This window comes from Catellatospora sp. TT07R-123, from assembly GCF_018327705.1.
GTDB lineage: Bacteria > Actinomycetota > Actinomycetes > Mycobacteriales > Micromonosporaceae > Catellatospora.
In genome coordinates this window covers 4,367,336-4,392,619 of record NZ_BNEM01000002.1, presented here as the reverse complement: position 1 = coordinate 4,392,619, position 25,284 = coordinate 4,367,336, and the positions used below count along the sequence as shown (strand labels likewise).

The window sequence follows — 25,284 nt, the reverse complement described above, 5'->3', positions numbered from 1 at the left end:
CTCGTACGGTGACATGGTCGACTCTCCGTCACCGCCCAGACCCTCGCAGGTGGAGAAGTTCGTCGACACCTTGCTGAAGGCGCTGTCGGCGGGATCGGCGCAGGGATCACCTGGCCCGATTGGCTCGCTCCTGCCCGGTCGGGCGGGATCCGGCGGCGGAGGTTCCTCCAGCTCTCGGACGGGAGGGGGCGGTGCCCGCAACGTCAGCAGGCAGGTCGGGCGGGGAGCTGCGGCGATTGCCGGCGCTCAGGCGCTGCGAGGCGGTGACGCTGCGACGTTGCAGGAGCTCGGTCTCGACCTTGATCATCTGCGCTCCCTGCCGAGTGCGCGTGCCCAGTGCGCTTACATCGCCGATGCCGTACTCGGAGCACCAAGCCATCCAGATGAGGTGGCGCTTCGCGCGGCCACCATGCGCACGATGGCTGAGGTCCTGAAGGCCAAGGAGGATATAAGCCTTGAAGACCGGGTAGAACTCTTCATCGAGAACCTCGCCTACGAGCAGGTACTTGTGGAGCTGACTTCCCAGCGCCGTGAGAACACCGTCACGCCACAGCGGGCTAAACAGATCGAAGAAGACGCACGGAAGTACCTCCACGCCCACATCGCCGCAGGCCGTGTAACCGAAAAAGCCAAGTTGACGGTTCAGGGCTTCATCGAATTCGCCAGTAAGCTCGCATCCAAGACATTCCGGGTCCTAGGCATCAGGGGCAGCGCATGAACGCTATTGAGCTGGTGCCTGGGGGCGCCTCGGGCGTGGTTGAGTCTGCGACGCTCGTTGAGTGGCCCCTCGCCGCTGGGTCGACCGTGACCATGCAGGCCGACTTCGGGTGGGACATGGCCGAGCTTGGCAACGTCCCTGTCACCGCACGGGATCTGTTGCGGGTGGTCACAGCCGCGTATGTGGCCGACCGAGTCACCCGCAGATCCGGCCAACTGCTCTGCCGGGATCTGAGCATCATCGTGCACCTCGAAGACTCCAGTAAATGGACGCAGCCAGCGCTCGACACCGCCGTTGACCTTCTGCACTGGCTTACTGGGGATACCTGGCGCCTGCAGGTTGTCTCGGCGAAGAAGCTAAAGGACCGGCTGGCCGCACCTGGCACCGCGGTGGAGGCGGTAAGCCTGCTGTCGGGGGGTCTGGATTCACTGTGCGGAGCGCTGCTACAACTGGGCGAGCCCGAGGGAGTGCTCTACCTGGGTCATCGCGACCCGTCGAACGCCGTACGGCGCGCCCAGTCCGCTGTCCGGCAGGCGATCCAGCAGCGCAGGCCCACGGCGGAGTACCAGCGCCTCGCCCTTCGACCACTGCTGAAGATCAAGGAAGCGACCCCGCGGACCCGGTCATTGCTGTTCATGGCACTCGGCGTAGCCGCCGCTACGGGCCGCGAGGCCCAGCGGGTCACTATGCCGGAGAATGGGTTTACCAGCATCAATCCACCGCTTGAGCCTTCCCGCGGCGGGCCGCTCACCACACGGTCGACCCACCCATGGACTTTCCACCAGTTCAAGCAGCTTCTGAGCGAACTCCGCCTCGCTCACATCGCGGTCACAAACCCGTATGGGCACATGACGAAGGGCGAGCTTGTAGCTGCTGCACTGCGGCCACACGACCCAGACGATGCCACCCTCGCCGCCGCGACCCTGTCCTGCGCAAAGCCGAACGCCGGGCGCCTCAAGGGCGGCAACGCCAACCTCAACTGCGGACTCTGCGTCGCCTGCCTGGTAAGACGAGGCGCCTTCGTCGGCGGCGGGCGCGAGGACCAGACGACCTACCTCATGGATGTACTACCCGAGCAGTCACGACAGCGGTTCCTCGACTACCGCCGCCATGACATCGCCGCCTGGTGCTACGCCGTTGAAGCGGGCTTCGACGAGTACCGCGTTCTCGCTTCAGGCATGTGGCCGGTCGGCACCGACTTCGACGCCGTCATCGACATCTGCAACCGCGGCCTGAAGGAGCTTCGCAGTGTCCCACGTCCCTGACCTACCCCGTCTGGACTGCCACGCCCACATAGCACCCGACGTCACGAGGCCCCAGGTCGCCGGACTCGGAGGCGCTTTTATCTTCGCGATGACCCGCAGTCCTGCCGAGGCCCGCGTGGCCGTTCGGCGTGCGGATGAAACCATAGTCTGGGGCTACGGTGCGCATCCCGGCCTAAAGACCTCACCCGCTCTCGTGACCGCAGAGGGAATACGAGCCGCCGTTCAACAGCACGTGCTCATAGGCGAAGTAGGACTCGACCGCTCAGCACCACTCGGACCACAGCAAACCGCTCTCGCAACAATCCTTGAGGCTTGCCGCGGAAAGCCGGTGATGCTTTCGCTGCACAGCACAGGACGTACCGCGGAGCTGGTGGAGCTGTTAGAACAGACTCCGCATCCAGGCGTGATCTTGCACTGGTTCACCGGTGCCCCGTCCGAGGTCGATCGGGCCACGGAGACCGGCTGCTTCTTCTCGGTTAATGCTGCAATGACCGATGATCAGCTCAAGCTTATTCCGGCTAACAGGATGCTGCCCGAGACGGACTTTCCAAGTAGCCGGAGATCCATAAAGGCAAAGATCCCAGGCGACATTGACTATCTGGAGACTCGGTTGATGAGCCTCATCGGGGTTCCGCAAAGCGAGGTCCGGTTAATGTGGTACCGCAACCTAGCGGATCTTGCGCAGCGGTCGAAGGCGCTGGAACGCCTCCCGTCGGCGCTGCAGCGAACGATGGATATCGTGCCCTAAAGCTGGGTGTACCGCATCGTTGGTGGCAACTTGACGGAGCGGCAAGTCCATCCTGTGGCGCGCAGCCGCGAGTTCGGCGACCTCTACGCCGGCAGAGGCGAGGGCGCCCTCAAATGTGGTGCCCTGCGCCTCTCCGGTCCCGCGTCCACGTCAGCGACCGGTATGTGCCAGACCCTTCGGCGGGGCCGCCCAGGAAACCGAGATGCCCCGCTCCATTCCCGGGTGCAAGGATTACTGCTTGTGAGCATGAACATCGGTCTCAAGTTCGACGTCGAGAAAGTTGACCATCAGGTATTGGTCGGCTTCCGCGATCCGCAGCTTCATCCAGGGGCGGCGAGCCATGGGCTGCATCTAACTGCGACCGTCAGGCAGCACGAGCTGACAGGCGGCTTCCTCTTTCTTTCGGGTGAGGCCGTCGTCGTCAGCGGCGGGACGCGTCCGCGCCGGTGGCTCTGCAATTGGACCCACGCGGAGCCTCTGCTGTTGCGCCCGTTGAACATCGACAACACTGGGCACATCGTGCTGCCGATATCAGATAATCAGCTTTGGCAGATCGAGGATATGCGCAGAGGTGACGACTTCACGCTCGAACTGCGCGTCAACGCCACCCTCGTGTACCAGGGCAAGACCTATCCGATGTTCAACCCCCAGCCCTACCCAGCCCGGGTGGACCGGGCGGCATGGCTAAGGCAACTCGCTGGCGTAGAGCGGATGGCGCACTTCACCGTGGCAGTACCCGCCGTAGGCAACGGCCACGGTGGCATGGCGTCCGTGGTCGGGTTCCTGCGGGACGCGGAAGTTGCCTACCGGGATAACCGGGACCAGGACGCCGCAGTGGCACTCCGCCGAGCCGTCGACCGCTTCCGCGAGATCGAATCCATCCCGACGGAGAAGAGCTTCAAGGACGTTCCCGCTCAGCAGCGCGACAAGTCCCAGCGCTGGGCGGCAGCCTTTCACGCTGTCCTCGGCGTGCTCAACGCCGCACCACATGGCGACGAAGTCACAGAAAAGATCGACTTCAACCGCCGCGACGGGCAAGCACTGATCGCGATGGCGTTTGCGCTCCTCGGCCGCGAGTGGGACTGAGAGCCAACTTCTCCTCATCGGCAACCCGGGAGGCTGCGCAAATTCGATCCGTGCTGCTCCGTTGCTGCTCCAAAGCCTGCTTACTCATGCGGAATAGCGATCAACGGTGAGGCATTGGACCAGCTCAGAGGCTCAATGGCGAGTCACGGTCGCGTTGACCTGGTGATGTTATTTGCGCAATTCTGAGCAACGCCTAACGAGGCTGAGCTACTCAAATGGGAGCCCTATGCTGCGCATTAAAAGTCCACAGCTCTGCCATTGAGCTAGCAGCCCTCCCGCGTCAGGGTACCGGAAGTCCCCGTCTCCAGGCTCGCCACCTAGACCGTGCGATCGAGTTGGCGAGACGGCGGCCGTACACCCCCACTTCCGGCAGGCCGGAGACTCACGACGCAGGAATGCGGCAGCGCAGGCGAGCAGTATGCCTGCCGCGGCGACGGACGGGGCGGACAACCCGCCGACGTGGGCAATCGCACCACCGGCTAGAGCACCCAGTGCGGCGGCACCCAAGCCCAAGAGTCGGCTGACCGCGCTGACGCGCCCGAGGAGGTCTGCCGGGGTCAGCATCTGGCGAACGATGCTGCCCACGACGCTTAGCGCGGTCGAAGTAGCACCGAGCACCGAGCACTGCCAGCGCCAGGCCCACGATCATGGGACCCGGCTCAGCAGGACCGTGAGCCAGACAGCTGCCTGCACCGCGAGCGCCATGGCGTACACAAGACGGGTGGGAAGGGTGCACACCTGGTGGCGGCAGATCCTGGCGTTCATCGCTACCCCGATCACCAACCGTCCCGACTTTGCCGAGACGCGGGAGTCATCCTGCCTTTGGGGTTGCGTGACCGTCCTTTCACGACCGCACTCACATAACGATCATGGAATCGTCGATGTTCTGATAGTGTCCACTTTGGCGTCTGCATTGGAATGACGCGGGCTGCGAAGCTCCCGAAGCCTGGTCGAGAGCGAGACGAAACCACGGTGAACACGGCTGCAAACCTCACCGCAGCCCGCCACCTAGACCTCGACCAGTTCCTGGCTGGGCTGCCGCTTGATGACAGTTCTGGTAAGGGGGGCTCGGAATGCGTGTAGGAGTGGTGATCCTGCCGGCCGCGGAATGGCGCACGGCGCGTCGGGACTGGCAACGTGCCGACGAGTGGGGCCTGGATCACGCCTGGACCTATGATCACATCGCCTGGCGTGACCTGATCGACGACCGCTGGTACGCGGCAATGCCGACGTTGGCAGCTGCAGCGGTGTCGACCGAGCGAATCGGGATCGGGACGATGGTATCCACGCCGAACTTCCGGCATCCGGTGCCTTTGGCCAAGGAGGCCCTGGCTCTACGGGATCTTTCCGGTGGGCGGTTCACTCTCGGCATCGGCGCCGGGGCGGGGGGTGCCGACGCTCGAGTGCTGGGGGCCGCCGAGCCATCCCCAGCCGAGCGATCCGCGCGATTCTCGGAGTTCGTCCGGCTTGCCGACGAGTGCTTGAGCCGCCCGGTCGTCAATTTCGCCGGAGAGCACTACCAGGCGGTGGAGGCCCGCATGGACCCCGCCTGTGGACCGGGACGCGCACTGCCGATCGCCGTCGCGGCTGGAGGACCCGCGGGAATGCGCGTGACTGCACGGCACGCCGACATCTGGGTCACCAATGGCTCATCCCCCAGCCCGGGACTCCTAGCGCCGGGTGTTCGGCCAGCAGTGATAGCTGCTCAACTGCGTCAGCTGTGGGCGATCTGTGCTGAAGAAGGACGGGATCCGGGAACCCTGCGCACACTGCTGTTGAACAGCGATCGCGTCAACCCGCCGCTGGCATCGGTGGAGTCCTTCCAGGAGACGGTGGCCTGGTGCCGCGAGCTGGGGATCACCGATCTGGTAGTTCCGTTCCCGCGCACCGATCCACCGTACGCCGGGGACCAGCGGATCCTGGAGCGGATCGCGCGCGAGGTGCTGCCCGGGCTCCGGCAAGACGTGTCCCTCTCGGCGGTCCGCGCCACGATCAGGGACGAGGACCGATGACCGAACATCGACCGCTGGGCGCTGACCCGTGGTTCGGCATACCCGGTCGGCGATCCTGACCTCAGTCGGCTGGCGCCCCACCCTGACAGGTGGCGGCGGGCCGCGGCGGCGAACGCATGCCGGTCATCGGCCAGTACCGCCGGGTCGCCGCCGTCGACCGCCGCGGCCAGGCACGCCAGCCACGACGTGCACTCCAGCGGCTCGGCCGCGCATGACAGCGCCGCTGGCCGGCAGCACGACAGCAGGTCGGCGATCTGCTGCCGACAGGCGGTCAGCTCGGTCACCAGCCGCGAACGGTGCTGCCCGAGCTGGCGCAGCCGGGCCTAATCCGCTCGGCGCGTTCGGGCAGGTAGCAGTCAGCGCCATCAGCGATTGCCACCGATGGTCGGTCGGTTCACAGCCGACCACCACTTCGACTAACCCCACTCGGCGTGCCGCAGGTTCGCGGCGGATCCGAACGCGATGTGGCGGGGAGGGCCGCGGTCCGCGCCCTCCCCGCCGCAGCTCAGAGCGTGGTCTCGCCCGGCACGCCGAAGTAGTCGTGCCACTTCACGCCGCCCGCGAACGAGCTGCCGTTGGACAGCCCCACGTACACGCCGTACGTGCTGCCCCTGGTGAACACGATGATGTCGTCCCTGCCGTCGCCGTTGACGTCGCCGAGGTACGGGAACTCCCCGGCCAGGCAGAAGAAGTCGTTCCACTTCACCGTGGTGCCGGTGAACGCGCTGCCGTTGGACTTCGCGACGTATACGTCGGCGTTGGCGTCGCAGGTGAAGGTGACGATGTCGTCCCTGCCGTCGCCGTCGACGTCGCCGATGCGCGGCTGCTCGGCGCCGACCGCGAACAGGTCGTGCCAGATCGCGGCGGTGCCGAACGAGGTGCCGGTGGACAGGGCCACCCACACGTCGGCGTTGGTCCCCTGGGTGAAGGTGATGATGTCGTCCCGGCCGTCGCCGTCGACGTCGCCCAGGCCCGGGTACTCGCCCGCGACCGAGAAGAACTCGTACCACTTCACCGCGGGCCCGAACGAGGTGCCGGTGGACAGGGCTACCCACACGTCGGCGTCGCCGTCGTGGCTGAACGAGACGAGGTCGGCCCTGCCGTCGCCGTTGACGTCGCCGACGGCGGGCACCTGCGCGCCAGGTGAGAAGGAGTCGTGCCACTTGGCGCCCGCGGCGAAAGCGGTGCCGGTGGAGAGGCCGACGTACACGTCGTCGGTGCCGCCCTTGGCGAAGGTGACGACGTCGTCCCTGCCGTCGCCGTTCACGTCGCCGGTGGACTGCTGCTCGCCGTCGAGGCCGAAGTAGTCGTTCCACTTGACGCTGGTGCCGGTGAACGCGGTGCCGGTCGACGTCGCGGCGTACACGTCGGCGAGCGCGCCCTTGGTGAAGGTGACGACGTCGCTGCGGCCGTCGCCGTTGAAGTCGGTGGCCGAGCCCGCGTGGTATTCGGTCCCGGTGACCGGCGGCGGGGTGCCGGTGCCCGGCGTGGCGATGACCAGGCTCTTCATGTACCGGGCCCCGGCCTGGCTGATCGCGGTGCTGCGGTAGAGGCCGGTCTTGAGGTAGCTGTTCTGGCCGGAGTACAGCGTGCCGGCGCCCTTGGGGTGCTGGCCGGACACGGTCTGCACGCCGTTGTACCAGGCGTCCATCACCGCGGTGCCCGCGTTGGCGGAGAACGTGACCCGCACGGTGATGGTGATGGGCACCCCGGTCACGGCGTTGCCGATGTCGTACGACCAGGCGCCGTTGTTGCCGTCCAGGGCGTACTTGCCGTGCCCGATCTTGATCTCGATCGGCGGCGAACCGGTCGAGTCGTTCTTGAATTGCATGACCACCTGCCAGTCGCCGGTGGCGGTCGGGAAACCGGGGGCGAGGTAGTCGGTGAACCGGACGATGTAGGTCTGGCCCTCGGTGATGTTCTGCGCAGCGGTGGGCTGCGACTCGTTGCGCTGCTGGCCGCCGGCCAGGTAGAACCGCGCGGCCCGGCCCTGCCCGTCCGGCGAGGGCTGCACGGTCGGCCGGGCGACGGCACCCTGGGGCTGGTCGTTCCAGGGGGTGTCGAGCCAGCCGGCCCAGCCGTTGCTGAAGTCGGTCGACCAGATGACGTTCATGCCGGGTTCGGGGGCGCCGACCGCCGGTGCGGCCGGCGCGGCGGCGACCCCGGCGATCGTGATCGCCACGGCGGCCAGCGCGCGGCGCAGGGGGGTGCTCATGCGGACCTTCCATCCTGGGTATGGTGAAAAATTCGCTTGAGTAAATCAGTCATGAAAATAAACTTCAATAGATGCACGCCGATCAGGGCAGGGCGGGCCCGACCGGATCCATCAGGGTGGAGGGTTGGCGCAGCGCGACGTCATCGCGGGGTGACAGCGCGTGCGGAGTCGGTGGATCTGTCGCGAACCGGACGTGTGTCGTGGGCGAGAACACACCTCGGTCGGCGGCCGCCACAGCCCGGCGCGACACCTGGTGGATCTTCACGTGGCGATAGGTGCAGGCTGCGGCGATACCCGTTGAATGTCTGGTGTGGTCGGACGTGCCGCGGTCGGGCTTCCACCGTGAAGGACCGGTTATCAGGTTGTTATAGACCGGTCGGCTATTGCGGAGAAACGAAGAGGCCATTCCCGACCGAGCGGTGACCTGACAGGGTGCTCCGTAGGCTTCCCAGGGGAGCCTGTTTTTACTGGTCTTTTCCTTTTCCAAGATTCCTAGGGGTGTGGGGGTCAACTGTGCGCGCGCGCAAGAGCGTGGCATCTGTCGTAGCAGCGTCCTTAGCCGGAGCGCTACCTGTTCTGGCTGTGGTCGCCTTCAACGTCGCCACCGCCCCGGCCGCCACGGCGGCCCAGCCCAAGCCTGGGCACACGAAGCTGGTGCCGGACCTGCCGCGGACGAACACGCCGCGGATCACGACCGGTGAGATCACGGACATCGAGTACATCGGCAACCGGGTCTTCATCGCCGGCACGTTCACGTCGATCAAGAACGCCACGTCGACGAACACGACGAACTACAACCAGGCCTACCTGGCGTCGTACAACATCGACACCGGCCTGGTCGACGCCAGCTTCAAGCCGGTCTTCGGCGGCGGCGGCGTGACCGAGATCGAGGCCTCGCCCGACGGCACCAAGCTGTTCGTCGCGGGCCGCTTCACCACCATCAACGGTGTGTCGAAGAAGAAGGTCGCCTCGATCAGCCCGACCACGGGCGCCCCGGTGGCCGGCTTCACCGCCAACGCCAACGGCGCGGGCACCGCGCTGGCGGCCACCAACACCACGCTGTACATCGGTGGGCAGTTCACCACCATCAACAACGTGGCGAAGGTCGGCCTGGCCGCGGTCAACGCGTCGACCGGCGCGGTGGTGACCGGTTTCCAGAACGACCTGTCCGGCGGCATCGGCGTCGACGGCGCCCTGACCGTGCAGGCCCTGGTGCTCTCGCACGACGACAGCAAGCTGATGGTCGTGCACACCGGCCGCAAGATCGCCGGGCAGGACCGCTACGGCGTCGGCCTGATCAACACCACGAACAACCAGCTGCTGCCCTGGCGCACCCGGCTGTGGGAGGACAACCTCCAGTTCGTCGGCGGCATCCAGCGGGCGTACGCGGGCGACATCGCCCCCAACGACCAGTACATGGTCGTGACCAGCGGCTCCGGCGGTGACCGGCCCCCGATCAACGACACCGTGGTCGCCCTGCCCATCGCGGGCAACGACAACGTGCAGCCGCTGTGGATCGCGCGCTGCTTCGACTCGGTGTACTCGGTGGCGATCGCGGAGAACGCGGTCTACGTCGGCGGCCACTTCTCGTGGAACGAGTCGCAGCTGGCGCCGGACCCGTGGCCGGGCCTGGACAACGTCGGCTACGGCACCGGCCAGGGCCTCGGCGGCTACGGCCTCGGGGACGCGGTCGTCCGGCGCGACCACATCGGCGCGCTCGACCCGGCCAACGGCAAGGCGCTGGAGTGGAACCCGGGCTCGAACTCGTTCGAGGGCAACAAGGCGATGCTGGTCACCCCGCGCGGTCTGTTCGCCGGCGGCGACGCGACCACGCAGGGCGGCTTCAACGTCGGCCGGGTCGCCTTCTACGACTTCAACACGATCCCGGCGGCCTCGCCGTACGACACCAAGATCACTTCGCCGGTCGAGGGGTACGTCTACCCGGCCGGGCAGCAGTTCACGCTGACGGGCACGGCGACCGCGACCAGCGGCGTCTCGCGCGTCCAGCTGGAGATCATCGACACCGCCAACAACCGGTACCTGCAGAAGGACCTGGTCACCTGGGGTGCCGCGACCGTGATCAACACGAACCTGGCGTCGCCGAACGCGGTCAACACGACCTGGTCGCTGCCGCTGACGGTCGCGGGCAACCACGCGATCAAGGTGCAGGCCAAGGCGTTCGCGGTCAACGGCCAGAGCGACGCGACCAAGGCGATCAAGAAGTTCGAGACGTTCAGCCTCGACGACCGTACGCCGTCCGCGTCGATCACCGGCCCGGCCAGCCCGGTCATGACCACCACGTTCACGGTCACGGGCACCGCCACGGACGACTTCGGTGTCAACTCGCTCAGCTACACGCTGCGCGACACCAACACCAACCGGTACGTGCAGGACGACGGCTCGGCGGGCGCCACCTACAACTCGTTCCGGATCACGCCGGACGTGGTGGGCGGCACCAACACCACCTGGTCGGTCGAGGTCGAGGTCCCGTACGAGGGCCCGTGGCAGATGCAGGTCGTGCCGGTCGACACCGTCGGCCAGTCGTCGCTGGACACCAGCGACCGCACCTGGATCGTCAGCACCACCGGCATCGCGCCGTCGGTCAACGTCACCAGCCCCGCGGTGATGAACCCGCCGACCGCGACCGCGCCGCTGACCGTGGCGCCCGGCGGCCCGGTGACCTTCTCCGGCTCGGCCTCCGACGACCAGAACCTGTTCGGCGTCGAGATCCAGCTGCGCAACAGCACCACGCGCGAGAACCTGGCCTCGGACGGCACCTGGAGCACCGACGTGCAGGCGGGCTGGTTCCGCGTCACGCCGCTGAACCTCAACGCCACCACCACCAACTGGTCGTGGACCACGCCGTTCAACCTGAAGCAGGGCACCTACTCGTTCTCGGTCAAGGCCGTGGACGACGTGGGCCTGGAGACCAGCAGCGGCAACCAGGGCAAGCTCACGATCAACGCCCAGATCCCCGGTGACGCCCCGCCGAACGGCCTGCTCAACGTGACCGGCAACCAGGTCAGCCAGGTGCTGAACCTGAACATCGCCGGCACCGCGACCGACGACAAGGGCGTGGCGAGTGTCAAGGTCGCCTTCCGGGAGACCGCGAGCAGCCGGTACCTCCAGGCCGACGGCACGCTGAGCGCCGCGTTCGCCACCCGCGACGCGGTCCTGGCCACGCCGGGCGGCACGAGCACCACCTGGACCCTCGGTGCGAACCTGCCCAGCCAGGGCAACTACGCCGTGACCGCGTACGCCTACGACAACGCGGGCCAGCAGGACACCAGCACCACCGGCGCGACGGCCACCTACCAGATCTTCCCGGGTGACCTGCCGCCGACGGTGACCACGGCCCTGATGGCGCCGATCGAGGGTGCGACGTTCACCGACGCGCGCATCTTCGTCAGCGGCCGGGTCGAGGACGACCAGCAGATCGCGCAGGCCCAGGTGGCGATCGTGGACGGCAACGGCCGGTACATGAGCTCCTCCGGCACGTTCACGAGCACCTCGGAGAGCTGGCGGACCGCGTTCCTCAACTCGCCCGGCTCGCCCGGCTCGAACTACTCGTACACCACCCCGGTCATCCCGGCCGGCAGCTACACCGTCCGGGTGCGCGGCGTCGACCAGCACGGGTTCGCGACGAACCCGACTGCCGACGTGCACGTGACCGTGACCGTCCCGCCGAACAACCCGCCGGTGGCCAACTTCACCGTGTCGTGCGCGCAGAACGTCTGCACCTTCGACGGCCGCACCTCGACCGATGAGAACACCCCGGCGCTGACGTACTCGTGGAACTTCGGCCAGGGCTCCGGCTCGGGCGCGGTGGCCACGAAGACGTACACCTCGGCGGCGACGTTCAACGTGGTGCTCACGGTGACCGACGAGTACGGCGCGACCGCGACGAAGACCACGCCGGTGACGATCACGGAGCCCGCGGGCAACGTGGCACCCGTCGCGGTGATCGGCACCCCGTCGTGCGCCCTGCTGGCGTGCAACTTCTCCGGTGCGGCCTCGACGGACGCCAACACCACCGACACTCGCACCTACCTGTGGGTCTGGGGTGACGGCACGGCGAACAGCACCGCCGCCTCCCCGTCGCACACGTTCACGGCGGCGGGCACCTACACGGTGACCCTCACCGTCACGGACGGCTGGGGCAAGGCCGGGACCACCACGGTCCAGGTGACTGTCGCGGCTGCCTGACGAACAGACGAGAACGCCCCCCGCCGGATCACCGGCGGGGGGCGTTCTCGTTGCGGCAGTCGCGGCTCAGCCGGCCAGGCCGAACCGGTCCAGGGTCCAGGCGCCCACGAACGCCTCTTCCTTCCACGCGTCGTAGCGTCCCGACGGGCCCGAGTGACCGGCGCCCAGCTCGGTCTTGAGCAGGTAGTCCCCGGCGGCGGCGGTGGCGCGCAGCTTCGCGATCCACTTGGCGGGCTCGCTGTAGCGGACCCGGGTGTCGTTGAGGCTGGTCACCGCGAGGATGGCCGGGTACTTCAGGTCGGCCACGTTCTCGTAGGGCGAGTAGCCCTTCATGTACGAGTACACGTCGGCGTCCTCCAGCGGGTTGCCCCACTCCTCCCACTCGGTGACCGTGAGCGGCAGCGACGGGTCGAGGATCGACGACAGCGGGTCGACGAACGGCACCTGCGCCACGATCCCGGTGAACGCGTCCGGGGCCAGGTTGGCGATGGCGCCCATGAGCAGGCCACCGGCCGAGCCGCCGCGGGCCACGATGCGGTCGGCGCTGGTCCAGCCCGACGCCGCCAGGTGCCGGGCGCACGCGACGAAGTCGGTGAACGTGTTGCGCTTGTGCAGCATCTTGCCCTCGTCGTACCAGTGGCGGCCCAGCTCGCCGCCGCCGCGCACGTGCGCCACGGCGTACACGACGCCGCGGTCGAGCAGGGACAGCCGCGGGATGGAGAACCACGGGTCCATGCTCGACTCGTACGACCCGTAGCCGTAGAGCAGGCACGGGTTGGCCCCGTCGAGCTTCGTGCCCACCGCGCAGACGACCGACATCGGCACGCGGGTGCCGTCCTCGGCGGTCGCCCAGACGCGGTGCTGCTCGTAGCGGGTCGCGTCGTACGGCACGCCGGACGGTCCGGGCAGGACCGGCTTCTGCTTGCGCAGCAGCAGGGCGCCGGTGGCCAGGTCGTAGTCGTAGATCGAGTCCGGGGTGACCATCGACGCGTAGCCCAGCCGCAGCTGGCCGGCGTGGTAGTCGGGGTTCACCGACAGGCCGACCGTGTACAGCGGCTCGGGGAACGACAGGTCCACCGGGTCGCCGCTTGAGGGCAGCAGGCGCAGGCCGGTCAGGCCGTCGCGGCGCAGCGACACCACGATCAGGTCGTGGAACGCGTCGACGTCGTCGAGGCGTACCCCCGGCTCGTGCGCGATCAGCTCGCGCCAGTCCGCCGGGTCGTCCACCGGCGCCTCGGCCAGGCTGAAGTCCTCGGCGTCACGGTTGTGCAGGATCAGCAGCCGGTCGCCCTGCGACTCGACCGAGTACTCCAGGCCCTGCACGCGCGGCTTGATCACCTGCGGCGCGTCGCCGGGACGGTCGGCCGGGATCAGCCACACCTCACTGGTGATCTTGCTGTGCACGTCGATGTGGATGAACCGCTGCGAGCGGCCGAGCTCCACGCCGATCCAGAACCGCTCGTCGGGCTCCTCGAACACCAGCTCGTCGGCGCCGGTGGTGCCGACCGCGTGCCGCCACACCTTGTGCGGCCGCCACGCCTCGTCGACGGTCAGGTAGAACAGCGTCGAGCCGTCCAGCGACCAGGCCGAGCCGTAGAACGTGTCGGCGACCTCGTCGGGCAGCAGGTCGCCGCTGGCCAGGTCCTTCACCCGCAGCGTGAACCGCTCGCTGCCGTCGAAGTCGGTCGAGTACGCCAGCAGCCGCCCGTCCGGGCTGATGTTGTAGGTGCCCAGCGAGAAGTAGTCGTGGCCCTCGGCCAGCTTGTTGCCGTCGAGCAGGATCTCCTCGCCCGCCAGCGGCGCGCCGTCCGGCGGGATCGGCGGGGCGGTCTCGCCCTCGGCCACGGCCCGGCGGCAGAAGATGCTGTACTGCCGGCCCTCTTCGGTGCGGCTGTAGTACCAGTAGGAGCCCTTGCGGACGGGGACCGACAGGTCGGTCTCCTGGGTGCGGCCCTTGATCTCGTTGAAGAGGGTGTCGCGCAGGGCCGACAGGTGGGCGGTGGCCGCGTCGGTCCACGCGTTCTCCGCCTTCAGGTAGTCCAGGACGGCGGGGTCCTCCTTCACCTCCAGCCACGCGTACTCGTCCAGGACGTCGTCGCCGTGGTGGCTGCGGGTGCTCGCCATCCGCTGCGCGACCGGGGGCTTGCCCGGCGCGCCGAGGAGATCGGAAGTCATGGCGGTAACGCTACCGGGCCGACAGGCCAGGCAGCAGCGGTGATTGCCGTACCCGGACAGGTTGCGTAATATCGAACACACGTTCGAACAAGCTCGGTTGCGCGGTGCCGGGAAAAGTGAGTTTTTCCACTATGCGGAAAAGTGACTCTCTGGCGTATCGCGTCCCGCCTTCCGGCGGAGTCAACTTGTCATACAGGCACCATCGCGGTTGGAGCGTGAGATGGCGGCACCGGTGCGTGATGGGTCCGATGTGGACGAGCTGTCGCGGCTGGGCCCGGTCCGTCCGGGTGACCGGCTCGACGGCATGGCGGTGCGACAGGTAGCCACCCCGCGCGATCTGGCCGAAGCCTCCGCCATGATGCGCTGCGCGTACCGGTCGGGGATGTCGGTGCTGCCGTACGGCGGCGGTTCGAAACTGGCCTGGGCCGACCCGGCCGACACGGTCGACCTGGTCGTGGAGACCGCCGGGCTCGCCCGCACCAGCTACGACACGGGCAGCGAGCAGGTCACCGTCGGGGCGGGCGAGTCCGTCGCGGCCGCCCAGGACACGGTGGCCCGCCTCGGGCGCCGCCTCGCGCTGGACCCGCCGACCGACCGGGCCACCTTCGGCGGCGTGCTGGCCACAGCCGAGTTCGGCCCGCTGGCCCACCTGTACGGCCCGCCCGCGGTGCAGGTCGCCGACGCCACCGTGGTCCTGCCCGACGGCACCGTCACCACGCTGGCCGACCGGGCCCGGCTGCTCGGCACCGGCGTGTTCGACCTGCGCTGGACCAGTCCGGGCCGCCCGCACCACGCCAGCCTCATCGTCGACGTGACGCTGCGGACCTACCCGCAGCCCCCGGCCGGTGCCTGGGTGGTGTGCCCGGTCGAGCAGCCGCTGCGCGTGCCCGAACTGCGCGAGGAGGTGCTCGCCGCGCACCTGGCGCCGACCGCGATCGAGCTGGACCTGCCGGGCGTCCGGCGCGGCGCCCAGGCGTCCGCGCGCCGCGACGCGACCGGTGCCCTGGCCGTGCTGTTCGAGGGGTCCGAGGTGAGCGTGGCCGACCGGACCCGGCGGCTGCTGGAGCGCCTCGGCGACCGCGCGCACCTGGCGCAGCGCGCGCCGGTGTGGTGGGGCCGCTACCCGTTCCGCTCCGACGAGGTGGCGGTGAAGCTGCACGTCCCGGACGGCTACCTGCACTCGATCTGCTACGTGCTGGCCGACGCCGTCGGCATGCCGGTGCCCGTGCGCGGCAGCATCGGGTTCGGGCACGCGTGGGCCGCGATCCCGGCCGATCTGCCGACCGGCCAGCTCACCATGGTGCTGGAGACGCTGCGCGAGGTGCTGCTGGCCCGCGGGGGCTCGGCTGTGGTGCAGGCCGCCCCGGCGCACCTGCGGGAGCCGCTGACGGCATACCGCGTGCCATAATCCGAATGCTGTGATCGACACGAATGAGCCGGTGGACCGCTACCCGGCAGACGCACCCGCCTCCCAGGAGCTCTTCGACCGGGCGGCCGCCATCGTTCCGGGCGGGGTGAATTCGCCCGTCCGGGCGTTCCGCGCGGTCGGCGGCGTGCCCCGGTTCATGGTCCGCGGCGAGGGTCCCTGGCTGTTCGACGCCGACGGCCGCCGCTACGTCGACCTGGTCTGCTCGTGGGGCCCGCTGCTGCTGGGCCACGCCCACCCCGAGGTGGTCGCCGCCATCCAGGACGCCGCGACCCGGGGCACCAGCTTCGGCACGCCCACCCCGGGCGAGGTCGACCTGGCCGAGGAACTGGTCGCACGGACCGCCGCCGAGCAGATCCGGCTGGTCAACTCGGGCACCGAGGCCACCATGTCGGCGATCCGGCTGGCGCGCGGGTTCACCGGGCGCACCAAGATCATCAAGTTCGCCGGGTGCTACCACGGGCACGTGGACGCGCTGCTGGCCGCGGCGGGGTCCGGCCTGGCCACGCTGGCGCTGCCGGACACGCCCGGGGTGACCGGCGCCGGGGCGAGCGAGACCGTCGTGCTGCCGTACAACGACCTGGCCGCCGTCGAGCAGGCGTTCACGGCGCACGGGCCGGACATCGCGGCGGTCATCACCGAGGCGGCCGCGGGCAACATGGGCGTGGTCGCGCCGCTGCCCGGGTTCAACGCCGGGCTGGCCGAGATCGCGCACCGCCACGGCGCGCTGCTCATCGTCGACGAGGTGATGACCGGCTTCCGGGTGTCCCGTTCGGGCTGGCACGGGCTGGAGCCCGTCGACGCCGACCTGTGGACGTTCGGCAAGGTCATGGGCGGCGGCCTGCCCGCCGCCGCGTTCGGCGGCCGCGCCGAGGTCATGTCCCGGTTGGCGCCGGCCGGGCCGGTGTACCAGGCGGGCACGCTGTCGGGCAACCCGCTGGCCTGCGCCGCGGGCCTGGCCACGCTGCGCCTGGCCGACGACGCGCTGTACGCCCGGCTCGACGCGACCGCGGCGACGATCGGCCAGCTGGCCACCAAGGCGCTGGCCGAGGCGGGGGTGCCGCACCGGCTCGCCACCGCGGGCAGCATGTTCTCGGTCTTCTTCACCGACGCCGAGGTGCGCGACTACGACGGGGCGAAGACGCAGAACGTGGACGCGTTCCGGGCCTTCTTCCACAGCATGCTGGCGCAGGGGGTCTACCTGCCGCCGAGCGCGTACGAGTCGTGGTTCGTCTCCGGCGCCATCGGCGAGGAGGCGCTGGACCACATCGCCCGCGCGCTGCCGCACGCCGCCCGCGCCGCGGCCGCGGCCTGAACCGGACCGCGCCATGCGAACCACGGTCCACCTGCTGCGCCACGGTGAGGTCCACAACCCCACCAAGATCCTGTACGGCCGCCTGCCCGGCTTCCAGCTGTCCGACCTCGGCCGCCAGATGGCCAAGGCCGCCGCGTCCGCCCTGGCCGAGCACGACGTCACCTACCTCGTCTCCAGCCCGCTGGAGCGCGCGATCGAGACCGCCCAGCCGATGTCCGAGCAGTTCGGGCTGCCCGTCGCGACCGACCCCGACCTGATCGAGAGCGCGAACTACTTCGAGGGCATGCGGGTCGGCGCCGGAGACGGCGCGCTGCGTGACCCACGTAACTGGCGGGTGCTGCGCAACCCGTTCCGGCCCAGCTGGGGCGAGGCCTACCGGGACATCGCGGTGCGGATGACCCGCGCGCTGTACGCCGCCCGCGACGCCGCCCGCGGCCACGAGGCGGTCTGCGTCTCCCACCAGCTTCCGATCTGGACCCTGCGCACCGCGCTGGAGGGCCGCCGCCTCTGGCACGACCCGCGCCGCCGCCAGTGCGGGCTGGCCAGCCTGACCTCCTTCGTCTTCGACGACGACCGGTTGGTGCAGATCACATACACCGAGCCGGCAGCCCACCTGGGAACCGGAGCCGGGCGCGGGGCATGATGGGGCGCGTGACTGCTCGCCCCCACTCGCGCCGAGCCGTGCTGGCCCTCGCCGGTGCCGCGGCGCTCGCGCTGACCGGCTGCGGCGTCGACGACGCCGACACCGCCGTGGTGCTGCGGATCCCGCCGGGCGATCGCAAGCCCGCTCCCGCCGTCACCGGTGACCTGCTCGCCGGCGGCGGCTACGACCTGGCCGCGCTGCGCGGCAAGGTGGTCGTGCTGAACTTCTGGGCCAGCTGGTGCGCGCCGTGCCGGCGCGAGGCGCCGGACCTGGAGCAGGTCTACCAGGCGACCAAGGCGTCCGGCGTCGAGTTCGTCGGGGTCAACCACCGCGACGACCGGGACAAGGCCAAGGCGTTCGAGTCCGCCAAGACCAGCTACCCGAGCATCTACGACCCGGCCGGACGCCTGGCCCTGCGCTTCACCGAGATCCCGCCCGCGGGCACCCCGTCCACCCTGATCATCGACCGGCAGGGGAGGGTCGCCGCGGCGATCCGCAAGGCGACCTCGGTCGCCGAGCTCACCCCGATCGTCCAGGAGATCGCCGCCGAGCAGGCCTCCTGATGGCCGTGCCGTCAACGAATCTGGACTTCGCCTCGGTCGTCACCGGCGGACCGCTGATCGCGGCCGTCGCCGTCGCGGCCCTGGCCGGGCTGGCCAGCTTCCTGTCGCCCTGCGTGCTGCCGCTGGTGCCGGGGTATCTGTCGTACGTCACCGGCCTGGTCGGTGCCGACCTCGACGCGACCCTGGGCGAGGACCGCACCGGGCAGGGCACCGCGCGCCGGGGCCGGGTCGTCGCCGGGACGCTGCTGTTCACGGCGGGCTTCGCCGCCGTCTTCCTGACCACGACGCTGGTGCTCGCGCAGGTCGGCCGGATGCTGCTCACCCATGACCGGTTGCTCCAGACGGTCGTCGGCGCGCTGATCGTGCTGATGGGCCTGGCCTTCCTCGGGGTGATCCCGGGCCTGGACACGCAGTGGCGCCTCCAGCGCCTGCCGCAGGCCGGGCTGTGGGGTGCCCCCGTGTTCGGCGCCGTGTTCGCGCTGAGCTGGGCGCCGTGCGTGTCGCCGACCCTGGGCGCGGTCGGGGCGCTGGCCAGCGTCAGCGGGGGCACCGCCCGCGCGGTCGTGCTCGGGCTGGCGTACTGCCTGGGCATCGGCATCCCGTTCCTGGCCCTGGGGCTGGGCATGCGCCGCCTCGGCGCCGTGGTCGGGTTCATCCGGCGCAACTCGCGCTGGGTCACCCGCATCGGCGGGGCGATGCTGATCGCCGTCGGGATCGCCCTGATGAGCGGCGCCTGGGGCGACTTCGTGATCTGGTTGCAGACCAACTTCGGCGTGGGCGAGGTGAGCATTTGAGCACCGACGTCGACGCGCCGGTCGAGACGGCGCAGGCGGGGCCGCCGCCCGGGCGTACCCCCAGGTTCGTGGTGGCCGCGCTCGTCGCGGCCCGCAACGGCTGGCGCCAGCTGACCAGCATGCGCACCGCGCTGGTGCTGCTGTTCCTGCTCGCCGTCGCGGCCATCCCCGGGTCGGTCCTGCCCCAGCACGCGGTCAAGACCGAGGACGTGGCGAAGTTCTACGCCGCCCACCCGGACCTGGCACCGGTGCTGGAGCGGCTGTGGGGCTTCGACGTGTACGCCTCGCCCTGGTTCGCCGCCATCTACCTGCTGCTGTTCACCTCGCTGATCGGCTGCGTCACGCCCCGGCTGGCCGAGCACGTCCGCGCGCTGCGCACCCCGCCGCCGGACGCGCCGCGGCGGCTGGAGCGGCTGCCGCAGTCGGCCGAGCTGAACGTCGACGAGGCGGGGGCGCGGGCCGCGCTCAAGGGCTGGCGTACGGTGCGCCGCGAGCAGCCCGACGGCACCGTCACCCTGGCCGCCGAGAAGGGCTACCTCAAGGAAGCCGGGAACCTGCTGTTCCACAGCTCGCTGCTGGTCATCCTGATCGGCGTGGGCATCGGCGCGCAGTGGGGCTGGCACGCCAACCGGCTCCTGGTGGTCGGCCCCGACCAGGCGTTCTGCAGCACCCTCCAGCAGTTCGACGAGTACGGGCTCGGCCCGCAGGTCGGCCCCGCCGACCTGGCCGGGTTCTGCCTAGAACTCACCGACTTCAAGGCCGACTTCCGCGAGAACGGCAGCCCGATCTCGTTCCAGGCGACCACGCAGGTCACCGACGCGCACGGCACGGACCTGGGCAGCCGCACGTTCGCGGTGAACCACCCGCTGCGGCTCGACGGCGCCAACGTGTACCTGCTCGGCCACGGCTACGCCCCGGTGCTGCGCTACACCGACGCCAAGGGCGTCACGCAGGAGACCGTCGCGCCGTTCCCGTTCACCGACGGCACGCTGACCAGCCTGGGCGTGGCGATGTTCCCCGACGCCAACGGCGGGGACAAGAGCGCCCAGATCGGCTTCGACGGCCGCTACCTGCCGACCCGGGACAAGGCGCCGTACCTGGTGTCGGACTTCCCGCTGGAGCGCAACCCCGTCCTGGTGCTCACCGCGTACCGGGGCGACCTGGGGCTGGACGCGGGCATCACCGGCTCGGTCTACGAGCTGGACAAGCGGCAGATCGAGGCCGGGCGGCTCAAGCGCTACGGCGAGGCGAAGCTGCTGCGCAAGGGCGAGACCTGGACGCTGCCCGACGGCAGCCGGCTGGAGTTCGTCGGCACCCGCCAGTGGATCACCGTGTCGATCCGGCACGACCCGGGCGAGCAGATCGTGCTCGTCGGCGTGATCCTGCTGCTGGTCGGGCTGCCACTGTCGCTGTACGGCCGGCGCCGCCGGGTGTGGCTGAAGCTGCACCCCGACGGCACGGCGCAGGCCGGGGGCCTGCCACGCACCGAATACCCGGGATTCCAAGACGAGTTCGCCTCGCTGGTCGAAAGGTGGCGACGCTAAGTGGCTGCGCTCTCCGACAACCTCCTCATCGTCACGATCATGTCGTACGTCGTGGCGATGCTGCTGCACGCCGCCGAGTACTCCTTCGGCGGCCGCGGCGTGATCGCCAAGGCCGCCGCCGCCCCGGCCCGTGAGCTGGTCGGCGCGGGCGGCCCGCCGGTCGTGGAGGAGTCACCGTACGCGGCCCCGCCCGCACCCGCCGCTCCCCGGCGTCCGATCAACGCCGACCTGATCGGCCGCGCCGCCGCGATCGTCACGGTCGTCGGCGCCCTGGCCCACGTCGGCACCATCGTCACCCGCGCCCTGGCCGCGGGCCGGGTGCCGTGGGGCAACATGTACGAGTACGTCCTCGCGGTCACCCTGCTCGGCGTGGCGGTCTGGCTGGTCACGCTGTGGCGCAACCCGCAGGTGCGGCACCTGGGCCTGTTCGTGATGCTGGTCGAGGTGCTGCTGGTCGGCGTGGCCGGGATGGTGCTCTACACCCCGGTCGGGCCGCTGGTGCCGGCGCTGGACTCGTACTGGTTCGTCGTGCACATCGGCTCGGTCGCGACCTCGTCCTCGCTGTTCCTGGTCGGCGGCGCGGCCTCGGCCATGTACCTGGTCCGCTCCGGCTACGACGCCGGCAAGCGCGGCTTCCTGTACGCGTTCGGCGCGCGGCTGGCCAACGCGGAGGCGGTGGAGCGGCTGTCGTTCCGGCTGCACGCGTTCGCGTTCCCGATCTGGACCTTCGGCGTCACCGCCGGTGCGATCTGGGCCGAGGCGGCCTGGGGCCGCTACTGGGGCTGGGACCCCAAGGAGGTCTGGGCGTTCATCTCGTGGGTGGTCTACGCGGCCTACCTGCACGCCCGCGCCACGCCCAGCGTGAAGCGCTCGGTCACCGCCTGGATCGCCGTGCTCGGGTTCGTCACGATGCTGATGAACCTGTTCGGCGTCAACATCTTCTTCACCGGCCTCCACTCCTACGGCGGCCTCGACTAGCCCTTCTCCTCCTCCGCGCGTTCGTGCAGTTTCGGGGAAAGTGTCGATAAGCGGGCCAAGATTCCCGCACTTTCCCCGAAACTGCACGAAACCCGCGTTCCGCTCAGCAGGTGGTGGCGGTCCAGGTGTCGTAGTGGTGGCGCCAGTGGAGGCAGTAGCCGTCGGCGGGGGTGCCGGGGGCGGTCGGGATGTCGGCCTGCCAGGGGCGTAGCGGGCCGGCGGGGCCGTCCTTGAGCTGGACGCTGTCGACGGAGAGTTCCGGCAGGGCGAGCGCGGTGGGCTGGGCGGGGTCGGTGTGCAGCTCGACGTACTGCTCGATGCGGGCGCGGCCGGTCAGCGGCAGGGCCTGCTCGGCCAGCAGGTGCCACGAGTCGCCCCACCACAGCCACGCCTGCCACAGCGGCCGTTCGGCGTCGCCCTCGGTCTGGAGGTAGACCCAGAGGCGCTCGCCGGGCAGGACCGCGTACTGGTCGTAGAAGGACCAGGCACTGGTGTTGGTGTCGTACGTGTAGACGCGCTGCCGCCCGTCCCCGGACCAGCCGGTCTCGGACCACCCGGCCTCCAGCCAGGCCACGCCGTCCGGGCCGTCGCCGGACTTGGCCATGAACCGGGCGGCGACGAAGTCCATGGTGCCGGGGCGGACGCCGGTGTCGCGTACCTCGATCCGGCCGAGCACGCCCGACCAGCGTCCGGCCGACGTCGCGCCGAGGTGGTGGTAGCCGGGGCGGGGCACCGGCAGCGACGGCCGGGCGGGGGCGCTCAGCACCGGCTCCAGCTGCGTGGCGCGGGCCCGGCAGGCGTTGGCGCGGCTGGGCGGCGCGGTGGGCGCGTGGGTGGACGCGGCCTCGCCGCGCGGACACCACGGCAGGTCCGGTTCGGTGGGGGCGCAGCCGGTCAGGCCGCCGAGCGCGAGGGTCAGCGCCAGCAGGCCCGAGATGGGGGGCTTCACATCTGCGTCAACTGCGCGCGGAACCCCCGGTGACGCCACTCTAGGATGGCGGGCATGGCCGCACCGCGCTTTCCCTTCGACGACCTGCAGGGTTTCCTCGACGCGCTGGAGCGCGCCGGTGAGCTGCACCGGGTCAAGGCCCCGGTCGATCCCACCCTGGAGATCAGCGAGATCGTCACCCGTACGGTGCGGGCCAAGGGCCCGGCGCTGCTGTTCGAGCGGCCGACGCGCGGCTCGATGCCGCTGGCGATCAACATCTTCGGCTCGGACCGCCGGATGGCGATGGCGCTGGGCGTGAAGGACTTCGACGAGATCGGCGCCCGCATCGGCGGGCTGGTCAAGCCGGAGCTGCCGGTCGGCTTCAGCGGCATGCTGGACGGGCTGGGCAAGGTGCTCCAGCTCAAGTCGGTGCCGCCGAAGAAGGTCAAGAACGCTCCGTGCCAGGAGGTCGTGCTCAAGGGCTCCGACGTCGATCTGAACCTGCTGCCGGGGCTGGTGATGTGGCCGGGCGACGGCGGCATCTACCACAACTACGGGCTGACCCATACCAAGCATCCGGAGACCGGCAAGCGCAACCTGGGCCTCTACCGGCTCCAGCAGCACTCGCACAACTCCGTCGGCATGCACTGGCAGATCCACAAGGACTCCACGGCGCACCACGCGGTGGCCGAGCGGCGCGGCGAGCGCCTGCCGGTCGCGATCGCGTTCGGCAGCGACCCCGTGGTGTCGTACGCGGCGAGCGCCCCGCTGCCCGGCGACATCGACGAGTACCTTTTCGCCGGGTTCCTGCGCGGCGAGCGGGTGGAGCTGGTCGACTGCCTGACCGTGCCGTTGCAGGTGCCCGCCAGCGCCAACGTGATCCTGGAGGGCTGGGTCGAGCCCGGCGAGCGCCTGCCCGAGGGCCCGTTCGGCGACCACACCGGCTTCTACACGCCGGTGGAGCCGTTCCCGGTGCTGCACGTCGAGTGCATGACGATGCGCCGCGACCCGGTCTACCACTCGATCATCACGAGCAAGCCGCCGCAGGAGGACGGGCCGATCGGCCGGGCCACCGAGCGCATCTTCCTGCCGCTGATCAAGCTGCTGGTGCCGGACATCGTGGACTACCACATGCCCGAGGCGGGCGTGTTCCACAACTGCCTGGTCGTGGCGATCAACAAGCGGTACCCGAAGCACGCGCAGAAGGTGATGAGCGCGGTCTGGGGCGCCCACCTGCTCAGCCTCACCAAGCTGATCGTGGTGGTGGACGACGACTGCGACCCGCGCGACCTCCAGGAGGTGGCGTTCCGCGCCTTCGGCAACGTCGACTACGCCCACGACCTGGTGCTGACCCAGGGGCCGGTCGACCACCTGGACCACGCGTCGTACCAGCAGTTCTGGGGCGGCAAGGCCGGCGTCGACGCGACCCGCAAGCTGCCCACCGAGGGTTACACGCGCGGCTGGCCGGAGGAGATGCGGATGTCCCCCGAGGTCGTCTCGAAGGTCGACAAGCGCTGGAAGGAGTACGGGTTCAGATGAGCGCCACCGCCACCCTGGCCGACAAACCGAGCGGGGGCCACGTCAAGGCCTTCCTCAAGCTGGTCGCGATCGAGCACTCGGTGTTCGCGCTGCCCTTCGCGTACCTGTCCGCGCTCGTGGCCATGGACCGCGTCCTCGGCCGCGTCGACTGGATCACCCTGCTGCTGATCACGGTCGCGATGGTCGGCGCGCGCACCTTCGCGATGGCCGCGAACCGGATCATCGACCGGCACATCGACGCCCGCAACCCGCGCACCGCCCAGCGCGAACTGGTCACCGGCGCGGTCAGCGTCCGGACCGCGTGGCTGGGCGCGATCGCGGCGCTGGTGGTGTTCATGGGCGCGGCGCTGGCGCTGAACCCGCTGTGCGCGCTGCTGGCGCCGCTGGCGGTGGTGCCGCTGGTGCTGTACCCGTACGGCAAGCGGTTCACGAACTGGCCGCACGCGATCCTGGCGCTGGCGCAGGCGGTCGGCCCGATCGGCGCCTGGCTCGCGGTCACCGGCACGTTCGCCGGGTCCGGCCCGGCCTGGCTGCTCGGGCTGGCCGTCGGGCTGTGGATCGGCGGCTTCGACCTGATCTACGCCTGCCAGGACGCCGAGATCGACCGGCAGATCGGGGTCCGCAGCGTCCCCGCCCGCTACGGCGTGGCCAACGCGCTGCGCATCTCCACCGCCGTGCACGTGGTCACGTTCGTGCTGTTCGTGCTCTTCGGGGTGTGGGTCGGGCTGGGCTGGCCGTGGTGGATCGGGCTGGCGCTGACGGCGGGCGCGTTCGCGTACCAGCACGTCATCGTGACCCCGACCGACCTGTCCAAGGTCAACCGGGCCTTCTTCACCGCCAACGGCTTCGTCGGCATCGCCCTGTTCGCCTTCGCCCTGCTCGCCCTCGTCATCTCCTGACCGAGCCCACCTCGCGGCGCGCGTCCCCTGCCCGGGGCCGCGCGCCGCGCCGCGTTCGGCGTGCCGCGTCCGCCGCCGTCCGCCCGCCGCGTCCAGGCCCTCAAGATCCGTGCAGTTTCGGGGAAAGTGCGCGAATCTTGGCCGCGATTCCAGCACTTTCCCCGAAACTGCACCCTCGCACCCACCGCGCGGGGCGCGGACGCGGCGCGGGGTGGCGCGGGGTGTGGCGG

At 69.8% G+C, this 25,284-nt stretch carries 18 protein-coding genes; 15 read left to right on the top strand and 3 right to left on the bottom strand.

Going from position 1 to position 25,284, the window contains the following annotated elements:
• Positions 1 to 49 precede the first annotated feature (49 nt).
• The 5 genes from Cs7R123_RS39410 to Cs7R123_RS39390 all read left to right on the top strand — a co-directional run bounded on the left by Cs7R123_RS39410 (position 50) and on the right by Cs7R123_RS39390 (position 5,829).
• Positions 50 to 718, top strand: coding sequence for a hypothetical protein (locus tag Cs7R123_RS39410; RefSeq protein WP_212834255.1), 669 nt, complete (start codon positions 50 to 52; stop codon positions 716 to 718).
• Positions 715 to 1,983: a hypothetical protein gene (locus Cs7R123_RS39405; protein WP_212834253.1), complete on the top strand. Its 1,269-nt coding sequence runs from the start codon at positions 715 to 717 to the stop codon at positions 1,981 to 1,983. Before Cs7R123_RS39410 ends, Cs7R123_RS39405 begins: the two co-directional genes overlap by 4 nt.
• Complete coding sequence (locus Cs7R123_RS39400) at positions 1,967 to 2,731, top strand: TatD family hydrolase (RefSeq protein WP_212834251.1); 765 nt, start codon at positions 1,967 to 1,969, stop codon at positions 2,729 to 2,731. Before Cs7R123_RS39405 ends, Cs7R123_RS39400 begins: the two co-directional genes overlap by 17 nt.
• 240 nt (positions 2,732 to 2,971) lie before the next feature.
• Positions 2,972 to 3,817, top strand: a complete 846-nt coding sequence (locus Cs7R123_RS39395) for a hypothetical protein (protein ID WP_212834249.1) — start codon at positions 2,972 to 2,974, stop codon at positions 3,815 to 3,817.
• Between the two features lie 1,073 nt (positions 3,818 to 4,890).
• Positions 4,891 to 5,829: an LLM class flavin-dependent oxidoreductase gene (locus Cs7R123_RS39390; RefSeq protein WP_212834247.1), complete on the top strand. Its 939-nt coding sequence runs from the start codon at positions 4,891 to 4,893 to the stop codon at positions 5,827 to 5,829.
• 505 nt (positions 5,830 to 6,334) lie between these two features.
• Here the strand turns inward: Cs7R123_RS39390 and Cs7R123_RS39385 are convergent.
• Positions 6,335 to 8,044, bottom strand: coding sequence for an FG-GAP-like repeat-containing protein (locus Cs7R123_RS39385; protein WP_244872430.1), 1,710 nt, complete (start codon positions 8,042 to 8,044; stop codon positions 6,335 to 6,337).
• A gap of 582 nt (positions 8,045 to 8,626) precedes the next feature.
• Between Cs7R123_RS39385 and Cs7R123_RS39380 the strand changes: the two genes are divergently transcribed.
• A complete protein-coding gene (locus Cs7R123_RS39380) occupies positions 8,627 to 12,250 on the top strand; it encodes a PKD domain-containing protein (protein WP_212834245.1) in 3,624 nt (1,207 codons plus the stop codon).
• 66 nt (positions 12,251 to 12,316) lie between these two features.
• Here Cs7R123_RS39380 and Cs7R123_RS39375 read toward each other — a convergent pair whose 3' ends face one another.
• A complete protein-coding gene (locus tag Cs7R123_RS39375) occupies positions 12,317 to 14,425 on the bottom strand; it encodes a S9 family peptidase (protein WP_212834243.1) in 2,109 nt (702 codons plus the stop codon).
• A gap of 232 nt (positions 14,426 to 14,657) precedes the next feature.
• Between Cs7R123_RS39375 and Cs7R123_RS39370 the strand changes: the two genes are divergently transcribed.
• The 7 genes from Cs7R123_RS39370 to ccsB are packed head-to-tail and all read left to right on the top strand — an operon-like array spanning position 14,658 to position 21,688.
• On the top strand, positions 14,658 to 15,833 hold the full coding sequence (locus Cs7R123_RS39370) for an FAD-binding oxidoreductase (RefSeq protein WP_212834241.1): 1,176 nt from the start codon (positions 14,658 to 14,660) through the stop codon (positions 15,831 to 15,833).
• 10 nt (positions 15,834 to 15,843) lie between these two features.
• Entirely contained in the window at positions 15,844 to 17,166 is a 1,323-nt protein-coding gene (gene hemL, locus Cs7R123_RS39365; RefSeq protein WP_212834240.1) for a glutamate-1-semialdehyde 2,1-aminomutase, read from the top strand.
• A gap of 13 nt (positions 17,167 to 17,179) precedes the next feature.
• The gene (locus Cs7R123_RS39360) at positions 17,180 to 17,809 is read left to right on the top strand and encodes a histidine phosphatase family protein (RefSeq protein WP_212834238.1); all 630 of its coding nucleotides are present in this window, start codon (positions 17,180 to 17,182) and stop codon (positions 17,807 to 17,809) included.
• Between the two features lie 8 nt (positions 17,810 to 17,817).
• The gene (locus Cs7R123_RS39355) at positions 17,818 to 18,372 is read left to right on the top strand and encodes a TlpA disulfide reductase family protein (RefSeq protein ID WP_244872429.1); all 555 of its coding nucleotides are present in this window, start codon (positions 17,818 to 17,820) and stop codon (positions 18,370 to 18,372) included.
• On the top strand, positions 18,372 to 19,166 hold the full coding sequence (locus tag Cs7R123_RS39350) for a cytochrome c biogenesis CcdA family protein (protein WP_212834237.1): 795 nt from the start codon (positions 18,372 to 18,374) through the stop codon (positions 19,164 to 19,166). Before Cs7R123_RS39355 ends, Cs7R123_RS39350 begins: the two co-directional genes overlap by 1 nt.
• Entirely contained in the window at positions 19,163 to 20,710 is a 1,548-nt protein-coding gene (locus Cs7R123_RS39345) for a cytochrome c biogenesis protein ResB (RefSeq protein ID WP_244872428.1), read from the top strand. Before Cs7R123_RS39350 ends, Cs7R123_RS39345 begins: the two co-directional genes overlap by 4 nt.
• Positions 20,711 to 21,688 (top strand): c-type cytochrome biogenesis protein CcsB, encoded by a 978-nt coding sequence (gene ccsB, locus Cs7R123_RS39340; RefSeq protein ID WP_212834236.1) that lies wholly within the window; start codon positions 20,711 to 20,713, stop codon positions 21,686 to 21,688.
• 103 nt (positions 21,689 to 21,791) lie between these two features.
• On the opposite strand, the gene Cs7R123_RS39335 is transcribed toward ccsB, so the two are convergent.
• Positions 21,792 to 22,637: a hypothetical protein gene (locus Cs7R123_RS39335; protein WP_244872427.1), complete on the bottom strand. Its 846-nt coding sequence runs from the start codon at positions 22,635 to 22,637 to the stop codon at positions 21,792 to 21,794.
• Between the two features lie 54 nt (positions 22,638 to 22,691).
• On the opposite strand from Cs7R123_RS39335, the gene Cs7R123_RS39330 reads away from it, so the two are divergent.
• Together Cs7R123_RS39330 and mqnP are read left to right on the top strand one after the other, a co-directional pair.
• Positions 22,692 to 24,155: a menaquinone biosynthesis decarboxylase gene (locus tag Cs7R123_RS39330; RefSeq protein ID WP_212834235.1), complete on the top strand. Its 1,464-nt coding sequence runs from the start codon at positions 22,692 to 22,694 to the stop codon at positions 24,153 to 24,155.
• Complete coding sequence (gene mqnP, locus Cs7R123_RS39325) at positions 24,152 to 25,054, top strand: menaquinone biosynthesis prenyltransferase MqnP (protein WP_212834234.1); 903 nt, start codon at positions 24,152 to 24,154, stop codon at positions 25,052 to 25,054. Before Cs7R123_RS39330 ends, mqnP begins: the two co-directional genes overlap by 4 nt.
• Positions 25,055 to 25,284 lie beyond the last annotated feature (230 nt).

What these genes read in the sequence shown, in the direction of transcription:
- Cs7R123_RS39405 (WP_212834253.1), top strand. Translation starts at nt 715, where the DNA reads ATGAACGCTATTGAGCTGGTGCCTGGGGGCGCCTCGGGCGTGGTTGAG.
- Cs7R123_RS39390 (WP_212834247.1), top strand. Translation starts at nt 4,891, where the DNA reads ATGCGTGTAGGAGTGGTGATCCTGCCGGCCGCGGAATGGCGCACGGCG.
- Cs7R123_RS39385 (WP_244872430.1), bottom strand. Translation starts at nt 8,044, where the DNA reads ATGAGCACCCCCCTGCGCCGCGCGCTGGCCGCCGTGGCGATCACGATC.
- Cs7R123_RS39375 (WP_212834243.1), bottom strand. Translation starts at nt 14,425, where the DNA reads ATGACTTCCGATCTCCTCGGCGCGCCGGGCAAGCCCCCGGTCGCGCAG.
- Cs7R123_RS39360 (WP_212834238.1), top strand. Translation starts at nt 17,180, where the DNA reads ATGCGAACCACGGTCCACCTGCTGCGCCACGGTGAGGTCCACAACCCC.
- Cs7R123_RS39350 (WP_212834237.1), top strand. Translation starts at nt 18,372, where the DNA reads ATGGCCGTGCCGTCAACGAATCTGGACTTCGCCTCGGTCGTCACCGGC.
- Cs7R123_RS39330 (WP_212834235.1), top strand. Translation starts at nt 22,692, where the DNA reads ATGGCCGCACCGCGCTTTCCCTTCGACGACCTGCAGGGTTTCCTCGAC.
- mqnP (WP_212834234.1), top strand. Translation starts at nt 24,152, where the DNA reads ATGAGCGCCACCGCCACCCTGGCCGACAAACCGAGCGGGGGCCACGTC.